The organism is Streptomyces sp. NPDC027185 (assembly GCF_055567035.1).
This window is the reverse complement of sequence record NZ_JBVHRF010000001.1, coordinates 162038-182033: the sequence shown is the minus strand read 5'-3', so window position 1 is coordinate 182033 and position 19996 is coordinate 162038. Positions and strand designations below refer to the sequence as shown.

Sequence of the window (19996 nt, the reverse complement as noted above, 5' to 3'; positions counted from 1 at the left end):
TCAGCCCGCTCCGGCGCCGCCGGGCGCGGGGTCACCGCTCCGGGGCCCCGTCAGCCCTCTCGTCCTCGGGCCGCTCCAGCCGGATCACCACGGACTTCGACGCCGGGGTGTTGCTGGTGTCGGCGGTGTGATCGAGCGGGACGAGCACATTGGTCTCCGGGTAGTACGCCGCCGCGCAGCCCCGCGCGGTGGGGTAGTGCACCACCCGGAACCCGGGCGCGCGGCGCTCGCTGCCGTCCGTCCACTCACTGACCAGGTCGGCGTAGTCACCGTCGGCGAAGCCGTGCTCCCGGGCGTCCTCGGGGTGGAGCAGCACGACCCGGCGGCCGTTCTTGATACCGCGGTAGCGATCGTCGAGACCGTAGATCGTAGTGTTGTACTGATCGTGCGAGCGCAGCGTCTGGAGCAGCAGCCGGCCCTCGGGGACGCGCGGGTACTCCACGGGCGCCGCCGTGAAGTTGGCCTTCCCGGTGGCGGTGGGGAAGCTGCGGCTGTCCCGGGCCGCGTGCGGCAGGGTGAAGCCGCCGGGGCGGGCGACCTTGGCGTTGAAGTCCTCGAAGCCGGGGACGACCCGGGCGATGCGGTCACGGATCGTCCCGTAGTCGCGGGCGAACTCCTCCCACGGCGTACGGCTCCGCTCGCCGAGGACGCGGCGGGCCATCCGGGCCACGATCGCGGTCTCCGACAGCAGCTGCGGACCGGCCGGGGCCAGCCGCCCCCGGGAGGCGTGCACCATCCCCATGGAGTCCTCGACCGTCACGAACTGCTCGGCGCCGCCTCGCACATCGCGCTCCGTACGGCCCAGCGTCGGCAGGATCAGCGCCCGCGCGCCCGTCACCACGTGCGAGCGGTTGAGCTTGGTGGAGACGTGCACCGTCAGCCGGGCGCGCCGTACCGCCGCCTCGGTGACATCGGTGTCGGGGGTGGCCGAGACGAAGTTGCCGCCCATCGCGAAGAACACCTTGGCGTCGCCGTCACGCAGCGCCCGGATGGCCCGGACCACGTCGTACCCGTGCTTGCGGGGCGGCGCGAAACCGAACTCCTTCTCCAGGGCGTCGAGGAAGGCGGGCGCGGGCCGCTCGAAGATGCCCATGGTGCGGTCACCCTGGACGTTGCTGTGCCCGCGCACGGGGCAGACCCCGGCGCCGGGGCGGCCGACGTTGCCGCGCAGCAGCAGGAAGTTGACCACCTCGCGGATGGTGGGCACCGAGTGCTTGTGCTGCGTCAGGCCCATCGCCCAGCACACGATGGTGCGCCGCGACGCGAGGACCATCTCCGCCGCCGCGTCGATCTCCTCCTGGCGCAGCCCGGTGGCGCGCAGCGTCTCCTCGGGGTCGGCGGCGCGCGCGGCGGCCGCGAACTCCTCGAAGCCGTGCGTGTGCGCGTCGATGAACTCCTGATCGAGCGCGCCTTCGGTCTCCAGGACGCGGCGGCACAGGGCACGGAAGAGCGCCTGGTCGCCCCCGATGCGGACCTGGAGGAAGAGATCGGTCAGCGCCGTGCCGCCGCCCGCCAGACCGCGTGGCGTCTGCGGGTTCTTGAACCGCTCCAGACCGGCCTCGGGCAGCGGATTGACGGAGATGATCCGCGCGCCGCCGGCCTTCGCCTTCTCCAGCGCGGTCAGCATCCGGGGGTGGTTGGTCCCGGGGTTCTGCCCGGCGACGATGATCAGATCGGCCTTGTAGAGGTCCTCCAGCAGTACGCTGCCCTTGCCGACGCCGAGGGTCTCGGTCAGCGCCGAGCCGGACGACTCGTGGCACATGTTGGAGCAGTCGGGGAGGTTGTTCGTGCCGAACTCGCGGGCGAAGAGCTGGAAGAGGAAGGCGGCTTCGTTGCTGGTGCGGCCGGAGGTGTAGAAGACCGCCTCATCGGGCGATCCGAGGGCCGTCAGTTCCTCGCCCAGGATGTCGAAGGCACGCTCCCAGGAGACCGGTTCGTAGTGATCGGCGCCCTCGGCGAGGTACATGGGGTGGGTCAGCCGGCCCTGCTGGCCGAGCCAGTAACCACTGCGTCCGGCGAGATCCGCGACGGGGTGCGCGGCGAAGAACTCCGGGGTGACGCGGCGCAGCGTCGCCTCCTCCGCGACGGCCTTGGCGCCGTTCTCGCAGAACTCCGCGGTGTGCCGCTGCTCGCCCTCGGGCCAGGCGCACCCGGGGCAGTCGAAACCGCTCTTCTGGTTGACGCGCAGCAGCGTCAGGGCCGTACGGCGCACGCCCATCTGCTGCTGCGAGATGCGCAGCGCGTTGGTGATCGCGGGGAGGCCGACGGCGGAGTGCTGGGGCGCGCCGACCTCGGGCGCGTCCTGAACCGGATCGGATGCGGGCGGCTTGCCTGCCATGACGCTCTCCCTCGGGCCGTGGGCCGTCCGGCGCACGGGGGCCGGGCCGGATCGTTGCCGTGCACATCCGATCCTGTCATGGACCGTGGCGGGCGGGCAGAGCCTGTGGACAACGCCGCGACGGCGGGACGGACGCCTGTGGAAAACCTGCGCGCGGAGTCCACCGTGCGCAGGGCGGGGCCGGTGGCCGCCGCCTCCCTCCCGGCCGTCCGCCCGCCGCCCGTCCCCGCCGCGGCGGGGATTGTCAGTGGGGCGTGGCAGGATCGGGGGCGTGGCAGCAAAGGCAGCGAAGAAGAGCGAAACGACCGGCACCGCAGCGGCGGGGGGCGACCGTCCCCGCCTGCTCCTGATGGACGGGCACTCCATGGCCTACCGGGCGTTCTTCGCCCTGCCCGTGGAGAATTTCACCACCGCCACGGGGCAACCGACCAACGCGATCTACGGCTTCGCGTCCATGCTCGCGAACACCCTGCGTGACGAGGCGCCCACCCATTTCGCGGTGGCCTTCGACGTCTCCCGCAAGACCTGGCGCTCCGAGGAGTTCCCCGAGTACAAGGCGAACCGCTCCAAGACGCCCGACGAGTTCCGCGGCCAGGTCGAGCTGATCGGCGAGCTGCTCGACGCGATGCACGTCAAGCGCTTCGCCGTCGAGGGCTTCGAGGCCGACGACGTCATCGCCACGCTCACCCGGCAGGCCACCGCCCAGGGCTTCGCCGTCTCCATCGTCACCGGCGACCGCGACTCCTTCCAGCTCGTCACCGACGACGTCACGGTCCTCTACCCCACCAAGGGCGTCTCCGAGCTGACGCGCTTCACCCCGGAGAAGGTCGTCGAGAAGTACGGCCTGACCCCCGCCCAGTACCCGGACTTCGCGGCGCTGCGCGGCGACCCGTCGGACAACCTCCCCGGTATCCCCGGCGTCGGCGAGAAGACCGCCGCGAAGTGGATCAACCAGTTCGGATCCTTCGCCGAGCTGGTGGAGCGGGCCGAGGAGGTCAAGGGCAAGGCGGGCCAGAACTTCCGCGATCACCTGGAGTCCGTCAAGCTCAACCGCCGGCTGACGGAGATGGTCCGTGACGTGGAGCTGCCCTGCGGCCCCGGTGAGCTGGTCCGCGAGGCGTACGACCGCGAGAAGCTCACCGCGTTCCTCAACGGCCTGGAGATCCGTAACCAGGGTCTGCGCGACCGTCTGCACGCCGTCGACCCGGGGGCCGACCAGGGCGCCGACGAGCCCGCCGCGGTCGGCGGCGTCGAGGTGGACGGCACCGTCGCCGGCGCCGGTGAGCTGGCCCCCTGGCTCGCCGAGCACGGCACCGGTCCGCTGGGCGTCTCCACCGTGGACGTCTGGTCCCTGGGCAGCGGCAGCGTCGCCGAGATCGCGCTGGCCACGGCCGAGGGCCCGGCGATCTGGTTCGACCCGGCGCAGCTCGACGAGGCCGATGAGCGGGCCTTCGCCGCCTGGAGTGCCGCCGCGGACCGCCCCAAGGTCATGCACAACGCCAAGGGTCTGATGCGGGTCTTCGGCGAGCACGGCTGGCGGATCGACGGCGTCACCATGGACACCGCCCTCGCCGCCTACCTGGTCAAGCCCGGCCGCCGCTCCTTCGCCCTCGACGCCCTCTCGGTCGAGTACCTCGGCCGCGATCTCGCCCCGGCCGCCGAGGCGGGCGGCCAGCTGGCGTTCGGCGCCGACGAGGAGGCCGAGGCCGACGCGCTGATGGCCAAGGCCCGTACGGTGCTGGATCTCGGCGCCGCCTTCGAGACCCGGCTCGCCGAGGTCGGCGCCGCCGAGCTGCTGCGCGACGTCGAGCTGCCCACCAGCGCCCTGCTGGCCCGTATGGAGCGCGACGGCATCGCCGCCGACCGCGGCTGGCTGGAGCGGATGGAGCAGCAGTTCGCCGGGGCGGTGCAGCAGGCCGTCCAGGAGGCGCACGCCGCGGCGGGCCACGAATTCAACCTCGGCTCGCCCAAGCAGCTCCAGGAAGTCCTCTTCGGCGAGCTGGGCCTGCCGAAGACGAAGAAGACCAAGACCGGCTACACCACCGACGCCGACGCCCTCGCCTGGCTCGCCGCCCAGACCGAGAACGAACTGCCGGTGATCATGCTGCGCCACCGTGAGCAGTCCAAGCTGCGCGCCACGGTCGAGGGCCTGATCAAGACCATCGCCGCGGACGGCCGCATCCACACGACGTTCAACCAGACCGTCGCCGCCACCGGCCGTCTCTCCTCGACCGACCCCAACCTCCAGAACATCCCGGTCCGCACCGACGAGGGCCGCGCCATCCGCCGCAGCTTCGTCGTCGGCGAGGGCTACGACACCCTGCTGACGGCCGACTACAGCCAGATCGAGCTGCGGGTCATGGCCCACCTCTCCGAGGACGAGGGCCTGATCGAGGCGTTCACCTCCGGTGAGGACCTGCACACCACCGTCGCCTCCCATGTCTTCTCCGTCCCCAAGACGGAGGTCGACCCGGAGATGCGCCGCAAGATCAAGGCGATGTCGTACGGCCTGGCCTACGGTCTGTCGGCGTTCGGGCTCTCGCAGCAGTTGGGCATCCAGCCGGACGAGGCGCGCAAGCTGATGGACAACTTCTTCGAGCGGTTCGGCGGCGTGCGGGACTACCTCCAGCGCGTCGTGGAGGAGGCCCGCGCCACGGGCTACACCGAGACGATCCTCGGCCGCCGCCGCTACCTCCCCGACCTCAACAGCGACAACCGCCAGCGCCGTGAGATGGCCGAGCGGATGGCGCTGAACGCCCCGATCCAGGGCACCGCCGCCGACATCGTCAAGATCGCGATGCTGAAGGTCGACGAGGCGCTGCGGGCGGCCGGACTGACGTCCCGGATGCTGCTCCAGGTGCACGACGAAATCGTGGTCGAGGTGGCACCCGGCGAGCGCAAGCAGGTCGAGGAGCTGCTGCGCCGCGAGATGGCGGGCGCGGTCGAGCTGCGCGCCCCGCTGGACGTCTCCGTCGGCGTCGGCGCGGACTGGGAGTCGGCCGCCCACTGACGGACCGCCGGCCGCGGGCGCACCACCCGCCGTGGCCGCCGAGGGCCGAGCCCCCGCTCGCCGCCGCACGCCCCTCCGGCCTGCTTCCTTCCGCAGGCCGGAGGGGCGTCGTGCTTCCCTGGCCTGCCAAGGCTCCCGGCTCTCACGGGGGTTCGCCGCCCGCCGGGTGTCCGGCTGCTCCTGGACAGCAGGTGTGTGTTCCCGGTTCCGGCGGCCTGAGGAGCAGGGCGAAGGCCGTTGTTCCTGTTCCGCGTTTTGTTCCGCGGTTTGAGACGCTCGCCGGGCATGCGGCAGGGCTTTCTTCAAGCTCCTTGCGCGTTCGCGACAAGTGGTCGATAAGCGATCAACTCTGACCGGTACGGTTCACCATCTCGACCGAGGATGGCGGTAGATGTGCGTCTCCAGGTGTCGTAGTGTCGCGTCCGTTGGCGCGCAGGGGAGCACGCAAACGGCGGCTCCGGCGCGGTCCACCACGGCAGGGGAGGCACGCATGGCAGCCACGTTCGGGCGGCGGGTCCGCCGAGGAGCCGGGTCGGCGGCGATCGCGGCCCTGGTGGTGGCCGCCCTGACGGCTTCTCAGGCGCCGGGCACGGTCGAACGCGCCCAGGCCCGGGAGCGCCCGCTGCGGCCGCCCGCGGACTCCACCGTCGACGGCGACTCGCCCTACTACACGGACCTGCCGCCGCTCAACAGCCCCGTACCGCCCGACGGTTCGGGGAAGAAGCCCGGCGCTTCGCGCGGGAAGCCCGGCGGGCCGGTCGTCACCGGGCCCGCCGAGGCCGGAATCCCCGCCACCGTCCTCGCCGCGTACAAGAAGGCCGAGGCGAGTGTCGGCGCCACCGATCCCGGCTGCCGGCTGCCGTGGCAGTTGCTCGCCGCGATCGGCAAGGTGGAATCCGGTCAGGCACGTGGCGGCGCCGTCGACTCCGAGGGCACCACCCTGCGGCCCATCGTCGGCCCCCAGCTCAACGGCGAGGGCTTCGCCCGCATCACCGACACCGACCAGGGCCGTTACGACGGCGATCTCACCCACGACCGTGCGGTGGGCCCGATGCAGTTCATCCCGTCGACCTGGTCCCAGGGCGGCCCCGACGGCAGCGGCTGGGGCGCCGACGGCAACGGTGACGGCAAGAAGGACCCCCACAACGTCTTCGACGCGGCGCTCGCCGCCGGCCACTACCTCTGCGGCGGCGGCCGCGATCTCACCTTCGCCCGCGACCTCGACCGCGCCATCCTCGGCTACAACCACTCCGAGGACTACCTGCGCACCGTCCTGGCCTGGTACGCCTTCTACCGCAAGGGCACCCACGAGGTCCCGGACGGCACCGGCGTCCTGCCCGCCCGCCACCGCGACGGCGGCACCGTCCGCCCCGGAACGGGACCGTCCGGGCCCGGCCGCACACCGGGCGGCCCCACGAGGGGCGCCGCGAAGAAGCCCGGCAAGAAGCCCGGAAGGACCCCGGCCGAGGACCACGGGAACAATCGGCCGGACACGCACGACCCATCCCCGGACACCACCACGCCGCCGGCCACCGGCGGCACCCCGGGTGACTCCGGCGACAACGGCACGGGCGGCGCCGGCACCAAGCCCCCCACCGACCACGCCGACCCCGCGCCCCTCACCGCCCTCGAACGGACCGGGGACAAGGACCTCACCGCCACCACGGGCGGGAAGTTCACCACCCCGCCCCAGGTGCGCGCCCAGGACGCCGCCGGGAAACCCGTCGCCGGTGCCCCCGTACGGTTCACCGTCACCGGCACCACCGACGCCCGCTTCCCGGACGGCGCCACCGCTGCCACCGTCACCACCGGCAAGGACGGTCTGGCCACCGCCCCCGAGCTGCGCGCCGGAGACAGGGCCGGAACGTTCACCGTCCGCGCCACCGCCGTCGGCCGTACCGTGCCGCCCGTCGACTTCTCCGCCACGGTCGAGGCGCCACCCGCCCCGAAGGCCGACACCCTCAGTCGCACCTCGGACAAGGCGCTGACCGTGACCGCGGGCGACAGTTACGCCGCGGGCAGCATCGTGATCGAGGCGAGCCACCGGGGCGAGCCCGTCGCGGGCGTACCCGTCACCGCCACCATGGTCACCGGCGCCCCCGACCTCCCCGTCCCGAACCCCACCGGCCCCTTCTTCGCCGACCCCCACGACGGCGACGCTCCCGAGGGCGCCGCGCGCCGCACCCTGACCGGCCTCACCACCGACGCCCACGGCCTGCTGGAACTCCCGGAGATCCGCACCGACGCCGACCACACCGGCACCTTCCGGCTCCGGCTGACCACCGACGACGGCGCCGTCCTCACCCTCGAACTCAAGGTCACGGCCCCCGCCGGCTGACCGCCCGCCGCGCCGCCACCGCCGCCCCGCCCACCCCGGGCAGGGCGGCGGTGCCACGTGTTCTCATCTCGGCCGCCCGTTGCTACGGTGCCCCCTCCCTGACGAAGCATCAGCTCCCGGGAGCCGCCCATGCGCGCCCTCACCGCGGCCGCCACCGGTCTCGCCGCCGCCCTCCTCCTCGTCCTGGCCATCACGGCGATCGGCGCGCCCGACGGCACCACCTCCCCCAAGCCGCTGCGCACCACCGTCCCCGCCCACCCCTGACGGCACGGACGCCGCACACCCCGGAAGGGAAGGGACGCACCGCCATGCGCCGCAAAGCCAGCCTGATACTCCTCGCCGCCGCCGTCTTCTGCACCGCGCTCTCCCCGCTGCTGCGCTGGTACGCCTTCCCGCGCCTGGCGAAGATCCCGCCCAGCCAGTACCAGGACACCGTCCTGGTCGCCGAGCCCGCCACCCTCGTCGACTACGGCACCATGAAGGCGAAGAAGGTCCCCCGGCTCACCGTCGTCCAGACCCTCAAGGGCAACGTCGCCGCCGCCGACCGCATCGAGCGGACCGCCGACCGCGACGTCGTCGTCTGGGACACCCTCACCTACGTCGCCGGGCCCGACGGAAAAATGGTCTCCCAGATCCCCGAGCGCTACATCTTCGACGCCCACAGCCAGGAACCGGTCCACGCCACCGGCGAAAGCGTCGACGGCGACGCCGTACGCCGCGACGGCATCGAGTACAAATGGCCCTTCCTCGTCGAGAAGCGCGACTACGCCTACTTCGACGCCCAGACCCGCACCTCCGCCCCCATCCACTACAAGGGCACCCGCACCTTCCACGGCATGGAGGTCTACTACTTCGAGCAGACCATCCCCTGGACCCGGGTCGCGCTGCCGAAGAAACTCCCGATCAAGGGCGTCACGGCGGACTCCGTACGGAAGATGGGCACCACCCGCTGGTACACCACCAAGCGCATGTTCTGGGTCGACCCCGTCACCGGCGCACCCGTCAACGGCGAGGAGATCCACAAGGAGGAGCTGCGCGGCGGCGACCTGCTCCCCGGCGGCGGCAAGGTCACCGCCTTCGCCGGACACGTCAAGATGCGCCCCGACTACGTCGACGCCGTCGTCGCCCTCGTCTCCTCCCAGCGCACCCTGGTCCTCCTCCTCACCAGCTACCTGCCCTGGGGCTTCCTCGCCCTCGGCCTGGCCCTCCTGGCCCTCAGCCTCACCCTGGAGGCCCGCTCCCGCCCCACCGGCCCGCCCGCCACGACACGGCCCGCTGTCAGTGGGGGACCGTAAGGTGGAACGGAGATCGAAGGAGGGGGAGCGCCGATGAACGCCCTGCCGGCTCAGCCGAGTTGACCTGCCGCCGCAACGCCCGACGGGCCTTGTACGGGGCCGCCCGAGGGCTCGGCTCCGCCCGCGTCTTCCCGGGGCCCGGCGCGTCGCCGTGAGCCGATGACCGTTCCCGGCCGGGCCGGTTGTCCGCCCCTTTCCTCACGACTCATCACGCCGCTGGTTCTGTCCGGCGCGCCGCCGCCCGTCGGCCGTCCGCCCCGCCACGACCTGGCACCCTCCGCCCCGCGGCGACGGCGCCCGCCGCAGCCGCCACCGCCCGACGCCGCTCCCGCCGGAGAGCAGCCTCCGTCACCCCTGATACCGGCCGTCCCTGGCCCGCCACGACCGACCCGTTCCCCGCCCGCCGGAGCCCGCCGGACAATCTCAGCGCTGCCGTCCTTTCGCCTCCTTCGTCCCCTTCATCCGTGCCGTCGTGTGCCGCGTCGGCTCGGCAGCCGACGGATCCTCCGGCCACGGATGCTTCGGGTAACGTCCCCGCAGCTCCGCCCGTACGGCCCGGTAGCCGTCGCGCCAGAAGGACGCCAGATCCGCCGTCACCGCCGCCGGACGCCCGGCGGGGGAGAGCAGATGGACGAGGACCGGCACCCGCCCGCCCGCCACCCGCGGCGATTCCTGCTGCCCGAACATCTCCTGCACCTTCACGGCCAGCACCGGCTGCGCACCGCTGTAGTCGACCCGTACCCGCGAACCGCTCGGCACCTCGATCCGCTCCGGCGCCAGCTCGTCGAAGCGCACCGCGTCACCGGAGGCCCACGGCAGCAGCCGCCCCAGCGCCGCCCCGGCGTCGATCCGCTCCAGATCCGCCCGCCGGCGCGCCCGTTCCAGCTCCACGCCCAGCCATTCCCCGGCCCGCTCCAGCAGCGCCGCGTCCGACACGTCCGGCCACGGCTGCCCCAGCTCCCCGTGGAGGAAAGCCATCCGCTGCCGCAGCGACACCGCCCCGGCCGACCAACGCAACAGCCCGACGCCCTCCCGCCGCAACCCCTCCGCCACCGCCGCCCGCACCGCGCCCGCGTCCGGCGCCGCCAGCGGACGCGTCACCAGCTCGATCGCCCCCAGCCGCGCCACCTCCCGCGCCACGACCTCACCGTCCGCCCACCGGACCTCCTCGCCACGGGAGTACAGCGCCCCCGCCGCCGCCCGAGCCGTCGCCTCGTCGATCACCGCCGCCAGCCGCACCCGCGCGGACGCCGAAGCCACCGGACGGTCCGCCACCGCGACCGCCAGCCACCGCGCCTCCCGCAACCGCGAACCCGCCTCCCCCGTCTCCGCCCGCGTCCCGGACGCCATCAGAAAACTGCCGCCGCCCCGCGCCCGAGCCACCCGCTCCGGAAACGCCAACGCCGCCACCAACCCGGCCACCGCCTCGTCATCCCTCGCCCCGGCACCCGCCCCACCGGGACGCCCCCGGCCCTCAGCGGAGCCGACCCCGGAGCTTGCCCCCTCACCGCCGGAGCGCCTGTGGCGACCCGGGGAATCGCGCGCGGCCCCTGCACCACCGGAGCGCCCCTGAGGCCCCGAGGAACCGGCCTCGGCCCCCGCCCCACCGGAGCGCTCGAGGGCCTCTGCGCAGCCGACCCCGGAGCTTGCCCCCTCACCACCGGAGCGCCCACGGCCTTCCACCGATCCGGCGCCGGTACGCGCCCCCGCCCCACCGAAGCCCCCCAGGCCCTCCGCGCCCCCGTCCCCATCACCCGTACCGTCCGCGCCGTCCTCCGGCCCCAGCCCCGCCACCGCCGACGTCAGCCGCCGGGCCTCCTGCCGCCACCGCGCGGCATACGCGTCGCCGCCACGCCGTGCCTGCCGCCACGCGGCCGCCAGATCGTCCCCGTACGACCGCGGCGGCTCCTCGCTCAGCAGCGCCACCACCTCGGCGGCGCGCCGCACCCCGACCTCCCGCGCGCCGTCCAGCAGCGCCCGCGCCAGCCGCGGCTCCACGCCCAGCCGCGCCAGCCGCCGCCCCCGCTCCGTCACCCGGCCGTCCGCGTCCACCGCTCCGACCGCGCCCAGCACCTCCCGCGCCGCCGCCATCGCCCCCGCGGGCGGCGGATCCAGCAACGCCAGCCCCGCCGCCGATGGATCCCCCCAACACGCCACCTGCAAGGCGAACGCCGACAGCTCCGCCACCTTGATCTCCGGATCGGGGAACCGCGGCAACCGCCCGTCCTCCCCCTCCGACCAGCAGCGATACACCGCACCCGGCGCCTCGCGCCCGGCCCGCCCCGCCCGCTGCCGGGCCGCCGCCCGCGACGCCCGCACCGTCGCCAGCGCCCCCAGGCCCCGCGCGTGATCCGTCCGCGGCACCCGCGCCAGCCCGCAGTCCACCACCACCCGGACCCCCGGCACCGTCAGACTCGACTCCGCCACCGCCGTCGCCAGCACCACCCGGCGCACCCCGTCACCCCCGGCCAGCACCGCGTCCTGCACCTCCGCCGGAGCCCGCCCGTGGACCTGCAACACCTCCGCCTCCACCCCGGCCAGCAGCCCCGCGACCCGCCCGATCTCCCCGGCACCCGGCAGAAAACACAGCACATCCCCCGACCGCTCCCGCAGCGCCCGCCGCACCACCCCCGCCACATGCGTCAGCAGCGCCGGATCCACCCGCGTCCCGTGCGGCGGCCGCACCGGACGCTCCGGCGGCGCCCACACCACCTCCACCTCGTACGAGGTGCCCTCCGCCGTCACCACCGGAGCGGGCCCTTCCGCACCGCCCAGCAGCGCCGCCCACCCGGCCGCGTCCGTCGTCGCCGACGCTGCCACCAACCGCAGCTCCGGCCGCAGCGCCGCCCGTACGTCCAACAGGAACGCCGCCGCCGTGTCCGCGTCCAGATGCCGCTCATGGCACTCGTCGAGCACCACCACATCGACGCCCGCCAGCTCCGGATCCTGCTGCAACCGCTGGAGCAGCACCCCGGTCGTCACCACCTCCACGGCCGTCCGCGGCCCCACCCGCCGCTCCCCGCGCACCGTGAACCCCACCCGTTCACCGACGCGTTCCCCCAGCAGCCACGCCATCCGCCGCGCCGCCGCCCGCGCCGCGATCCGCCGCGGCTCCGCCACCAGCACCCGCCGCCCCGGCCCCGGCCCCACCAGCCCCGCCAGCTCCAGCGGCACCAGCGTCGTCTTACCCGTACCGGGCGGCGCGCACAGCACCGCGCTCCCCGGCCCGTCCAGGGCCTCACGCAGCGCCGGCAGCGCGGAACGGGCGGGCAGCAGACTCAGTACGTCATCGCGGATCACCCGCCCAGTCTGCCGCCCCCGCCGACGCCACCGGACGGGCCCGTCCCGCAACCCGGGCGGGCCCGCCCCGTCACCGCCGGCTCACTCCGCCTCGCACACGAAGATCGCCGTCCCCGGGATCAGATATCCGCGCAACGGCGACCAGCCGCCCCACTCCTGCGTGTTCTCGTCCGGCCACTCCGGCTCCACCAGATCCACCAGCCGGAACCCGGCCGCCACCACGTCCCGCACCCGGTCACCCACCGTCCGGTGATGCTCGACGTAGACCGCGCGCCCGCTCTCGTCCTGCTCCACGTACGGCGTCCGGTCGAAGTACGACGCGGCCACCGACAGCCCCTCCGGCCCCGGCTCGTCCGGGAACGCCCAGCGGATCGGATGCGTCACCGAGAACACGAACCGTCCGCCCGGCCGCAGCACCCGCCGCACCTCGCGCAACACCCGCACCGGATCGGCCACGAACGGAATCGCGCCATACGCGGAACACGCCAGGTCGAACGCGCCGTCCCGGAACGGCAACGCCCCCGCGTCCGCCTCGACCAGCTCCACCGCACCGCCCGCTGCACCGTCCGCCCCGTCCGCGAGCCGCAGCGCGTGCTGCAACTGCCGGTGCGAGAGATCCAGCGCCACCGGGTGCGCACCCTGCGCCGCGAGCCAGCGCGCACACTGCGCCGCGCCCGCCCCGATCTCCAGGATCCGCCGGCCCTTCAGCCCCTCCGCCGGCCCGAGCAGCCCGGCCTGCTCCTCGTCCAGTCCCTCCGGGCCCCAGATGAACCGGTCGTCCCCGAGGAACGCGCCGTGCTCGCTCTGGTACTCGTCCGCGTTCCGGTCCCACCAGCCGCGGCTGGCCCGGCTGCTTTCCGTCGCCGAGGCATGACGTCGGGTCGCCTCCGGCTCGTACTCTTGGTTCATCGCGCCCGTCGTCGTAGTCTTCGCTGAACTTGCAGCAGTAGGGACGGCGAGGCCCTTCCGGCCCCGCGGAACATCACGCGCGCCGGTAATCGGGCGTTCTGCCCTGGGTGTGCGGCTTCGCGCATTGACCCTGCCCGGCTGCCCCCGTATGCTACAAGTTGCGCTGCGGGCTTGTGCGCCTCAGACGGAGCAGGTCGCGCTCGCATCTGTATGTATGTCCCCTCGGTTTTCGAGGCGTTTCGGTTGGCTCCGGTCCATGCGGGGCTCTCGGGGAAACGCCTCTGACGCTGTCCGGCTTGTGCAGAAGCGATAACGGCTCTCGGCGTAGCAGTACCTACGACTTCAATGTCCGTACCGGAGCCCTTTCCCACATGACGAGCAGCACCGAGACCACCGCCACCACCCCGCAGGTTGCGGTCAACGACATCGGTAACGAGGAAGCCTTCCTCGCCGCGATCGACGAGACGATCAAGTACTTCAACGACGGCGACATCGTCGACGGCGTCATCGTGAAGGTCGACCGGGACGAGGTCCTGCTCGACATCGGTTACAAGACCGAAGGCGTGATCCCCAGCCGCGAGCTGTCGATCAAGCACGACGTCGACCCCAACGAGGTCGTCGCCGTCGGCGACGAGATCGAGGCCCTGGTTCTCCAGAAGGAGGACAAGGAAGGCCGCCTCATCCTGTCCAAGAAGCGCGCTCAGTACGAGCGTGCCTGGGGCACGATCGAGAAGATCAAGGAAGAGGACGGGATCGTCACCGGTACCGTCATCGAGGTCGTCAAGGGTGGTCTCATCCTCGACATCGGCCTCCGTGGCTTCCTCCCGGCCTCCCTGGTCGAGATGCGTCGCGTCCGCGACCTCCAGCCCTACGTGGGCAAGGAGCTCGAGGCCAAGATCATCGAGCTGGACAAGAACCGCAACAACGTGGTCCTGTCCCGCCGTGCCTGGCTGGAGCAGACCCAGAGCGAGGTCCGCCAGACCTTCCTCACCACCCTCCAGAAGGGGCAGGTGCGCTCCGGCGTCGTCTCCTCCATCGTCAACTTCGGTGCCTTCGTGGACCTGGGCGGCGTCGACGGTCTCGTCCACGTCTCCGAGCTGTCCTGGAAGCACATCGACCACCCCTCCGAGGTCGTCGAGGTCGGCCAGGAGGTCACGGTCGAGGTCCTGGACGTCGACATGGACCGCGAGCGCGTCTCCCTGTCGCTCAAGGCCACCCAGGAAGACCCGTGGCAGCAGTTCGCCCGGACCCACCAGATCGGTCAGGTCGTCCCGGGTAAGGTCACCAAGCTCGTGCCGTTCGGTGCGTTCGTCCGCGTCGACGAGGGCATCGAGGGTCTGGTCCACATCTCCGAGCTGGCCGAGCGCCACGTGGAGATCCCGGAGCAGGTCGTCCAGGTCAACGACGAGATCTTCGTCAAGGTCATCGACATCGACCTGGAGCGTCGCCGGATCTCGCTGTCGCTGAAGCAGGCCAACGAGTCCTTCGGCGCCGACCCGACGGCCGTCGAGTTCGACCCGACCCTGTACGGCATGGCCGCGTCCTACGACGACCAGGGCAACTACATCTACCCCGAGGGCTTCGACCCGGAGACCAACGACTGGCTGGAGGGCTACGAGGCCCAGCGCGAGGCCTGGGAGAACCAGTACGCCGAGGCCCAGCAGCGCTTCGAGCAGCACCAGGCGCAGGTCATCAAGTCCCGCGAGGCCGACGAGCAGGCTGCGGCCGAGGGTGCTGCGGCTCCCGTGGCCGGTGGCGGCAACACCGGCGGCGGCAACGCCGGCGGCGGCTCGTACTCCTCGGAGTCGGCGGACAACTCCGGCGCCCTGGCGTCGGACGAGGCCCTGGCCGCGCTCCGCGAGAAGCTGGCCGGCGGCCAGAGCTGACAAGCTCCCCGCTAGGCACTAGCCGATAGGCGAAGGCCCGCCCCACTTCGGGGCGGGCCTTCGTCGTTCCCGGAGAGGCGACCGTGATCGGGGCGGTGCCCGATTCGGAGTCGCCGGTCATCGGCGGTGGAACGGAGTCCGAGTGCCGGGCCGGGGCTCAGCTGTCAGAGTTCTGGCCGCTGTCCCCGCGTCCGGCCGTCGTGGATCAGCCCACCGGGATCCCCGGGTTGGCGACGCCGCGCCCGCCGGTCACGGTGTTGTCACCCGCGATCGTCACGGAGCACTTCTTCGCGTCGTAGTTCGTGATGTTGAAGCCGTAGCGGCCCTTCCCGGAGGCGCCGCTCAGGTCGGACTTGTTGCCCTTGAAGACGGTGCCGCAGCCCCAGCCGTCCTCCTGGGTGTGCGTCTCGTAGCCGTTGTTGGTGGTGTGACGGCCGGTGTTCTTCTCCACCAGGACGTCGTTGCCCTTCACATCGACCCAGGAGTCGTCGAAGTTCGCGCCGGTCAGCCCGCTGCCGTCGAAGGTGTTGCCGACGATCTTCGTGCCCGTCGTGCCTTCCTTCACATCGACGTTCTCGCCGCCGACGCCCGGACCGATGGTGTTGTTGAGGACCTGGACATGGTCGCTGTGATCGTCGGTGCCGCCCGCGCTGCCGACGTACACGCCCTCGCCCATTCCGCTGCCGCCCTTGCCGGTGTCGCGGATCGTCGAGTTCTTGATGACCCCGTTCTTGCTGGACTTACGGAAGTGGACGCCTTCCATGTCCAGGTCGTGCACGGTCACCGAGTCGATCACGACGCCGTTCGCGCCGTCCATCATGATGCCCTTCTGGCCGCCGGTGACGGTGATGCCCTTGATCGTCCAGTACGAGGCGCCGTTCAGGTGCAGACCGTAGCCGCCGCCCGCGGTGAGGATCGCCTTCGGTGATCCGGTGAGCGTGATCCGGGACCCGGAGCTGCCCGCGGCCGATGTTTTGAAGTTGCCTTTGTAGGTGCCGTCGGCGAGGTGGATCGTGTCGCCGGGCTTCGCGTCCGTGAGGGCGGTCTTGAGCTGCGAGGCGTTCGCGACGTCGATGACGCGTGTGGGGGAGGTGGCCGGAGAGGCGCCCGCCGTGCCGGCCAGGGCCGCGCCGACGGCCAGGGCGAGGGCGGCCGAGGTGGTGAGAAGGGGACCGGTGCGCATTCATCTGCCTTTCCGTATATGAACGTGGGGCGGAAATGTGAATCGCGAGGGTGGTCGAGAAGCTAGGGGCGCGGCAGTTCGAGCGTCAAGAGCCCTGCATGGGCATAACTGAAGACGGAGTTCAGAAGAGTGAACGGAAGGTGATGTGCGGCTGCACACACCGCTACCCGGAACCGCGTACCACCATGGGGCCGTGTCACGTCATCGGAAGGACGCGAAGCCGCCGGATCCTCCACAATCCTCTGAGCGCGCCGTTTCCCTTTCCCTGGCCGGAGACCCCGAGCCCGAGTGCGGGAAGACGGCGGTCCGACAGCTCGGCGACCCGGTCCCGCGACGGATCGGCGGCGGAAAACCTGGCCGGACGTTGTCGCGCCGACGATCACAACCGGGAATGTGGCACCCCGGCCGGATGTTGTCCCAGAGGACGCGAGGAGGAGCGGACACTGTGTTGGATCCCCAGGGGTTGTACGAATGGGAGCCGAGCGGGCTCGCGGAGGTGGAAGCCATCACCGCCGAGGACTCCGCCGGACTGGTGCTGCTGTACCACTTCGACGGCTACATCGATGCAGGTGAAACCGGCGACCAGATCGTCGAACGGTTGCTGGACGACCTGCCGCACCGCGTCGTGGCCCGCTTCGACCACGACCGGCTCATCGACTACCGGGCTCGCCGCCCCCTTCTGACCTTCGACCGCCACCGCTGGACGGCCTACGAAACGCCCAGCATCGAGCTGCGGCTCGTCGAGGACACCACCGGCGCGCCCTTCCTGCTGCTGTCCGGACCCGAACCGGACGTCGAATGGGAGCGGTTCGCCGCCGCCGTCCAGTACATGGTCGAACGCCTCGGCGTACGACTCTCCGTCAACTTCCACGGCATCCCGATGGGTGTCCCGCACACCCGCCCCGTCGGCATCACCCCGCACGGCAACCGCACCGACCTGATGCCCGGCCACGCCGATGTCTTCGAAGAGGCCAAGGTTCCCGGCAGCGCCGAAGCCCTGATCGAATTCCGGCTCGCCGAAGCGGGACACGACGTGCTCGGCGTCGCCGCACACGTCCCGCACTACATCGCCCGGTCGCCGTACCCGGACGCCGCGCTCACCGCACTGGAAGCGGTGACCGCCGCGACCGGCCTGGTTCTGCCCGGCGCCGCCCACTCACTGCGCACCGAGGCACTCCGCACCCAGGAGGAGATCGAACGGCAGATCTCCGAGGGGGACGAGGAACTGGTCGCCCTGGTCAGCGGATTGGAGCACCAATACGACGCGGTGGCGGGCGCCGAAACCCGCGGCAACCTCGTGGCGGAAGCGGTCGACCTGCCGTCCGCCGAGGAGATCGGCGACGAACTCGAACGCTTCCTGGCGGAACGCGAGGCCGACGGCGGGACCGCTTGACGGATGGGGAGACGGGGCGTGGTGTGGCGGGGCGGTCTTTGAGGCCGTCGGCTATGGAGCCCGGCGGTTGTGGGGGATGGTGCCTTGCTCACGGCCGCGGGATGCTGACGGAGCGGTGGCGCGAGGGTCTGGGCTCCATGGCGCGCAAACCTGGCCTTCCGGCTTGACGTCCCCTGGGTAAGGCTTCCCGCGTCTGCGGTGGCCGGTGGTCTGGATTCCCGTGGTCCCGAGCGGAGCCGTGAGCCCTGCGTATAGCGTGGGCGCATGGTGAAGGTGGGACTGACCGGCGGAATCGGAGCTGGCAAGAGCGAGGTCTCGCGACTACTGGCCTCCTACGGCGCGGTGATCGTGGACGCGGACAAGATCGCACGCGAAGTCGTCGCCCCGGGGACACCCGGACTGGCAGCAGTCGTGGCGGAGTTCGGCGAAGGCGTGCTGACGGAGGACGGTGCCCTCGACCGCCCCAAACTCGGCGGCATCGTCTTCTCCGACCCCGCCAAACTGCAGGCCCTCAACGCCATCGTGCACCCCCTCGTCGGAGCCCGCACCGCCCAACTGGAAGCCGCTGCCGGGCCCGACGCCGTCGTCATCCACGACGTACCGCTGCTCACCGAGAACGGTCTGGCCTCCCTCTACGACCTGGTCGTTGTCGTCGACGCGGCCCCCGAAACCCAACTGGACCGGCTGGTACGCCTGCGAGGCATGTCCGAGGACGAGGCGAAAGCTCGGATGTCAGCCCAGGCCACCCGTGAGCAGCGCCTTGCCGTGGCCGACGTCGTGATTGACAACGATGGGCCGTTGGAAGCGCTGGAGCCGCAGGTGCGTGAGGTTTGGGAGCGGTTGGGGGAGGGGTGAGGGGCTTTCCCTCCTCCCCCCTCCCCCTCCTCCCGCCCGCCCCTCCTTGCCGTGTCCGCGTCCGCGCCTTGTGGTGCAGATCCGCGTTTCGGTGACGACGGTGTGGTGCGCCTCGCAGGTCTCTCACCGCCCTCCGCCGGGAATGCGCTGGCGGATGTCGTCGTTGTGCGGTGAGAATCCGACCGGGTGCTCCAAGAGGGGCGCCCGGTACGTACCGGAAGGAGGCCACCGTGCAGCAGCGCAGCCCCGAGACCTACGTCATCGACTACCGTGCCGCGGAGCAGTTGCTGGACGCCCGGGATCCTCGCGGAGCGATCCGGCTGCTCGATTCCGTCATCGCCGCGCACCCGGAGAACACCGCGGCGCGGCTGCTGCGTGCTCGCTCCTTCTTCCTCGCTGCGCAACTCCGTCCCGCTGAGCTGGAGTTCCAGATTGTGTTGGAGCGTGAGCCGGACAACGCGTTCGCGCATTTCGCCCTGGGTCGGACCTTTGAGCGGGCCGGTCGCCCGGAAGAGGCGCAGCGCCACTTCCGCCTTGCTGCGGCCCTCGACCCGCGGCCCGACTTCATCGAAGCCGCTCGCTTCGGCTCCGGTGCTGACGAAGCCGGTCCCGGTCTGCCGCCCGCTCCTACTGCCTGAGCGTGAGCTTTCGTGAACGTGTAGCGCCCCGTCCGCTCCCTTTCTTCTTCCTCTGCTCAGGATGGCGGAAAGGGAGGGGCGGCGTTACGGGGGACGCGTTCTGCGTGGTCCGGACGGCCGACGTCGGGTGCGGGCGTCGTTCTGCCCGTGGTCGGGCTCGTAGGGCGGTACGTCCTTGCCCGGCTGGTAGTGCGGTCCCTGGTGGATGTGCCGGATGACCATGGCCAGGTCCATGAGGGTCACCATGGCCAGGGCGGCGCAGGCCGCTGCCCAGCCAGGTCTGCCGACCATGACGAACGCGACGGTACCGGCGACGGCCCAGACCAGACCCCAGATGATCAGTCCGAAGCGGATTTTCAACGGACTGCGTGCGTGGAGGGGCTCGTTTCCCGTGCGCATTACCATCCATCTCCTGTGTCCATGGTGCTCCTGAAACGTGGCGCCGTCACTCACCGGTCCGTAGCGCCCCATCACCCTGTGTATGCGGCGTGAGCCTGTAGGCGCGAGCGGGTCGGTGAGGGGTGGGGGCAGCGCCGCTCTGTAACTCAGGTCGCTCTCCGTGCCTTTTGGCCCGCCCTGGAGCCGAGAGGTGACGCCCAGGGGAAGGCGTGGGCGGCGCCTCGGCGAGGGGCCTGTTCGTGATGAGACAGCGCCTGTGTCTGCCTTCGGCTGGCGCTTCGTGCGCCGGCACCGAGGGCCGTGATTCTTTTCCGTTCCGGGGGCCGGCGAGGTCGCAAGGTGTGGGTCGGCCGGTAAAGCTTCCTTCGCTGTGGACTGTTCGGCGGCGGGCGTGTCGTGGTGCGGGGACGCATGAATATCTCCTCGACGGAAGGGAGGGCGTGGTCACGGAA

The 19996-nt window shown here is 71.8% G+C and carries 13 protein-coding genes; 8 read left to right on the top strand and 5 right to left on the bottom strand.

The window, feature by feature from the left end; translation table 11 throughout:
* Window positions 1-31: 31 nt before the first annotated feature.
* A complete protein-coding gene (locus tag ACZ4M8_RS00780; RefSeq protein WP_467602132.1) occupies window positions 32-2338 on the bottom strand; it encodes an FdhF/YdeP family oxidoreductase in 2307 nt (768 codons plus the stop codon).
* A gap of 271 nt (window positions 2339-2609) precedes the next feature.
* Here ACZ4M8_RS00780 and polA point away from each other — a divergent pair, with 271 nt between their 5' ends.
* The 4 genes from polA (at window position 2610) to pgfA (ending at window position 8981) form a co-directional block, all read left to right on the top strand.
* Complete coding sequence (gene polA / locus ACZ4M8_RS00775; RefSeq protein ID WP_467602129.1) at window positions 2610-5348, top strand: DNA polymerase I; 2739 nt, start codon at window positions 2610-2612, stop codon at window positions 5346-5348.
* 490 nt (window positions 5349-5838) lie between these two features.
* Entirely contained in the window at window positions 5839-7686 is a 1848-nt protein-coding gene (locus ACZ4M8_RS00770) for a lytic transglycosylase domain-containing protein (RefSeq protein ID WP_467602126.1), read from the top strand.
* A 129-nt stretch (window positions 7687-7815) separates the two neighbouring features.
* A complete protein-coding gene (locus ACZ4M8_RS00765; RefSeq protein WP_467602123.1) occupies window positions 7816-7950 on the top strand; it encodes an SPW_0924 family protein in 135 nt (44 codons plus the stop codon).
* A 44-nt stretch (window positions 7951-7994) separates the two neighbouring features.
* Window positions 7995-8981 carry a cell envelope lipid trafficking protein PgfA gene (gene pgfA / locus ACZ4M8_RS00760; protein WP_467602120.1) on the top strand — a complete coding sequence of 329 codons (987 nt, stop codon included), beginning with the start codon at window positions 7995-7997 and terminating at the stop codon, window positions 8979-8981.
* Window positions 8982-9404: 423 nt separating this feature from the next.
* On the opposite strand, the gene ACZ4M8_RS00755 is transcribed toward pgfA, so the two are convergent.
* Both ACZ4M8_RS00755 and ACZ4M8_RS00750 read right to left on the bottom strand, forming a co-directional pair.
* Entirely contained in the window at window positions 9405-12281 is a 2877-nt protein-coding gene (locus tag ACZ4M8_RS00755; RefSeq protein ID WP_467602117.1) for an ATP-dependent RNA helicase, read from the bottom strand.
* 81 nt (window positions 12282-12362) lie between these two features.
* On the bottom strand, window positions 12363-13190 hold the full coding sequence (locus tag ACZ4M8_RS00750) for a class I SAM-dependent methyltransferase (protein ID WP_467602114.1): 828 nt from the start codon (window positions 13188-13190) through the stop codon (window positions 12363-12365).
* A gap of 371 nt (window positions 13191-13561) precedes the next feature.
* On the opposite strand from ACZ4M8_RS00750, the gene rpsA reads away from it, so the two are divergent.
* A complete protein-coding gene (gene rpsA / locus ACZ4M8_RS00745; protein WP_467602111.1) occupies window positions 13562-15076 on the top strand; it encodes a 30S ribosomal protein S1 in 1515 nt (504 codons plus the stop codon).
* 205 nt (window positions 15077-15281) lie between these two features.
* Here the strand turns inward: rpsA and ACZ4M8_RS00740 are convergent, their stop codons facing one another.
* Window positions 15282-16259 (bottom strand): right-handed parallel beta-helix repeat-containing protein, encoded by a 978-nt coding sequence (locus tag ACZ4M8_RS00740; RefSeq protein ID WP_467602109.1) that lies wholly within the window; start codon window positions 16257-16259, stop codon window positions 15282-15284.
* Window positions 16260-16704: 445 nt separating this feature from the next.
* On the opposite strand from ACZ4M8_RS00740, the gene ACZ4M8_RS00735 reads away from it, so the two are divergent.
* The 3 genes from ACZ4M8_RS00735 (at window position 16705) to ACZ4M8_RS00725 (ending at window position 19145) form a co-directional block, all read left to right on the top strand.
* Complete coding sequence (locus ACZ4M8_RS00735; protein ID WP_467602106.1) at window positions 16705-17652, top strand: proteasome assembly chaperone family protein; 948 nt, start codon at window positions 16705-16707, stop codon at window positions 17650-17652.
* A gap of 264 nt (window positions 17653-17916) precedes the next feature.
* Window positions 17917-18507, top strand: coding sequence for a dephospho-CoA kinase (gene coaE / locus ACZ4M8_RS00730; protein ID WP_467602103.1), 591 nt, complete (start codon window positions 17917-17919; stop codon window positions 18505-18507).
* Between the two features lie 230 nt (window positions 18508-18737).
* Window positions 18738-19145 carry a tetratricopeptide repeat protein gene (locus ACZ4M8_RS00725; protein WP_467602101.1) on the top strand — a complete coding sequence of 136 codons (408 nt, stop codon included), beginning with the start codon at window positions 18738-18740 and terminating at the stop codon, window positions 19143-19145.
* A gap of 84 nt (window positions 19146-19229) precedes the next feature.
* On the opposite strand, the gene ACZ4M8_RS00720 is transcribed toward ACZ4M8_RS00725, so the two are convergent.
* Entirely contained in the window at window positions 19230-19544 is a 315-nt protein-coding gene (locus ACZ4M8_RS00720) for a DUF6343 family protein (protein ID WP_467602098.1), read from the bottom strand.
* Window positions 19545-19996: the final 452 nt, after the last annotated feature.

Coding starts and splice junctions, on each gene's coding strand:
- ACZ4M8_RS00780 (WP_467602132.1), bottom strand. CDS start 2,338: ATGGCAGGCAAGCCGCCCGCATCCGATCCGGTTCAGGACGCGCCCGAG.
- ACZ4M8_RS00770 (WP_467602126.1), top strand. CDS start 5,839: ATGGCAGCCACGTTCGGGCGGCGGGTCCGCCGAGGAGCCGGGTCGGCG.
- ACZ4M8_RS00765 (WP_467602123.1), top strand. CDS start 7,816: ATGCGCGCCCTCACCGCGGCCGCCACCGGTCTCGCCGCCGCCCTCCTC.
- pgfA (WP_467602120.1), top strand. CDS start 7,995: ATGCGCCGCAAAGCCAGCCTGATACTCCTCGCCGCCGCCGTCTTCTGC.
- ACZ4M8_RS00750 (WP_467602114.1), bottom strand. CDS start 13,190: ATGAACCAAGAGTACGAGCCGGAGGCGACCCGACGTCATGCCTCGGCG.
- rpsA (WP_467602111.1), top strand. CDS start 13,562: ATGACGAGCAGCACCGAGACCACCGCCACCACCCCGCAGGTTGCGGTC.
- ACZ4M8_RS00740 (WP_467602109.1), bottom strand. CDS start 16,259: ATGCGCACCGGTCCCCTTCTCACCACCTCGGCCGCCCTCGCCCTGGCC.
- coaE (WP_467602103.1), top strand. CDS start 17,917: ATGGTGAAGGTGGGACTGACCGGCGGAATCGGAGCTGGCAAGAGCGAG.
- ACZ4M8_RS00720 (WP_467602098.1), bottom strand. CDS start 19,544: ATGCGCACGGGAAACGAGCCCCTCCACGCACGCAGTCCGTTGAAAATC.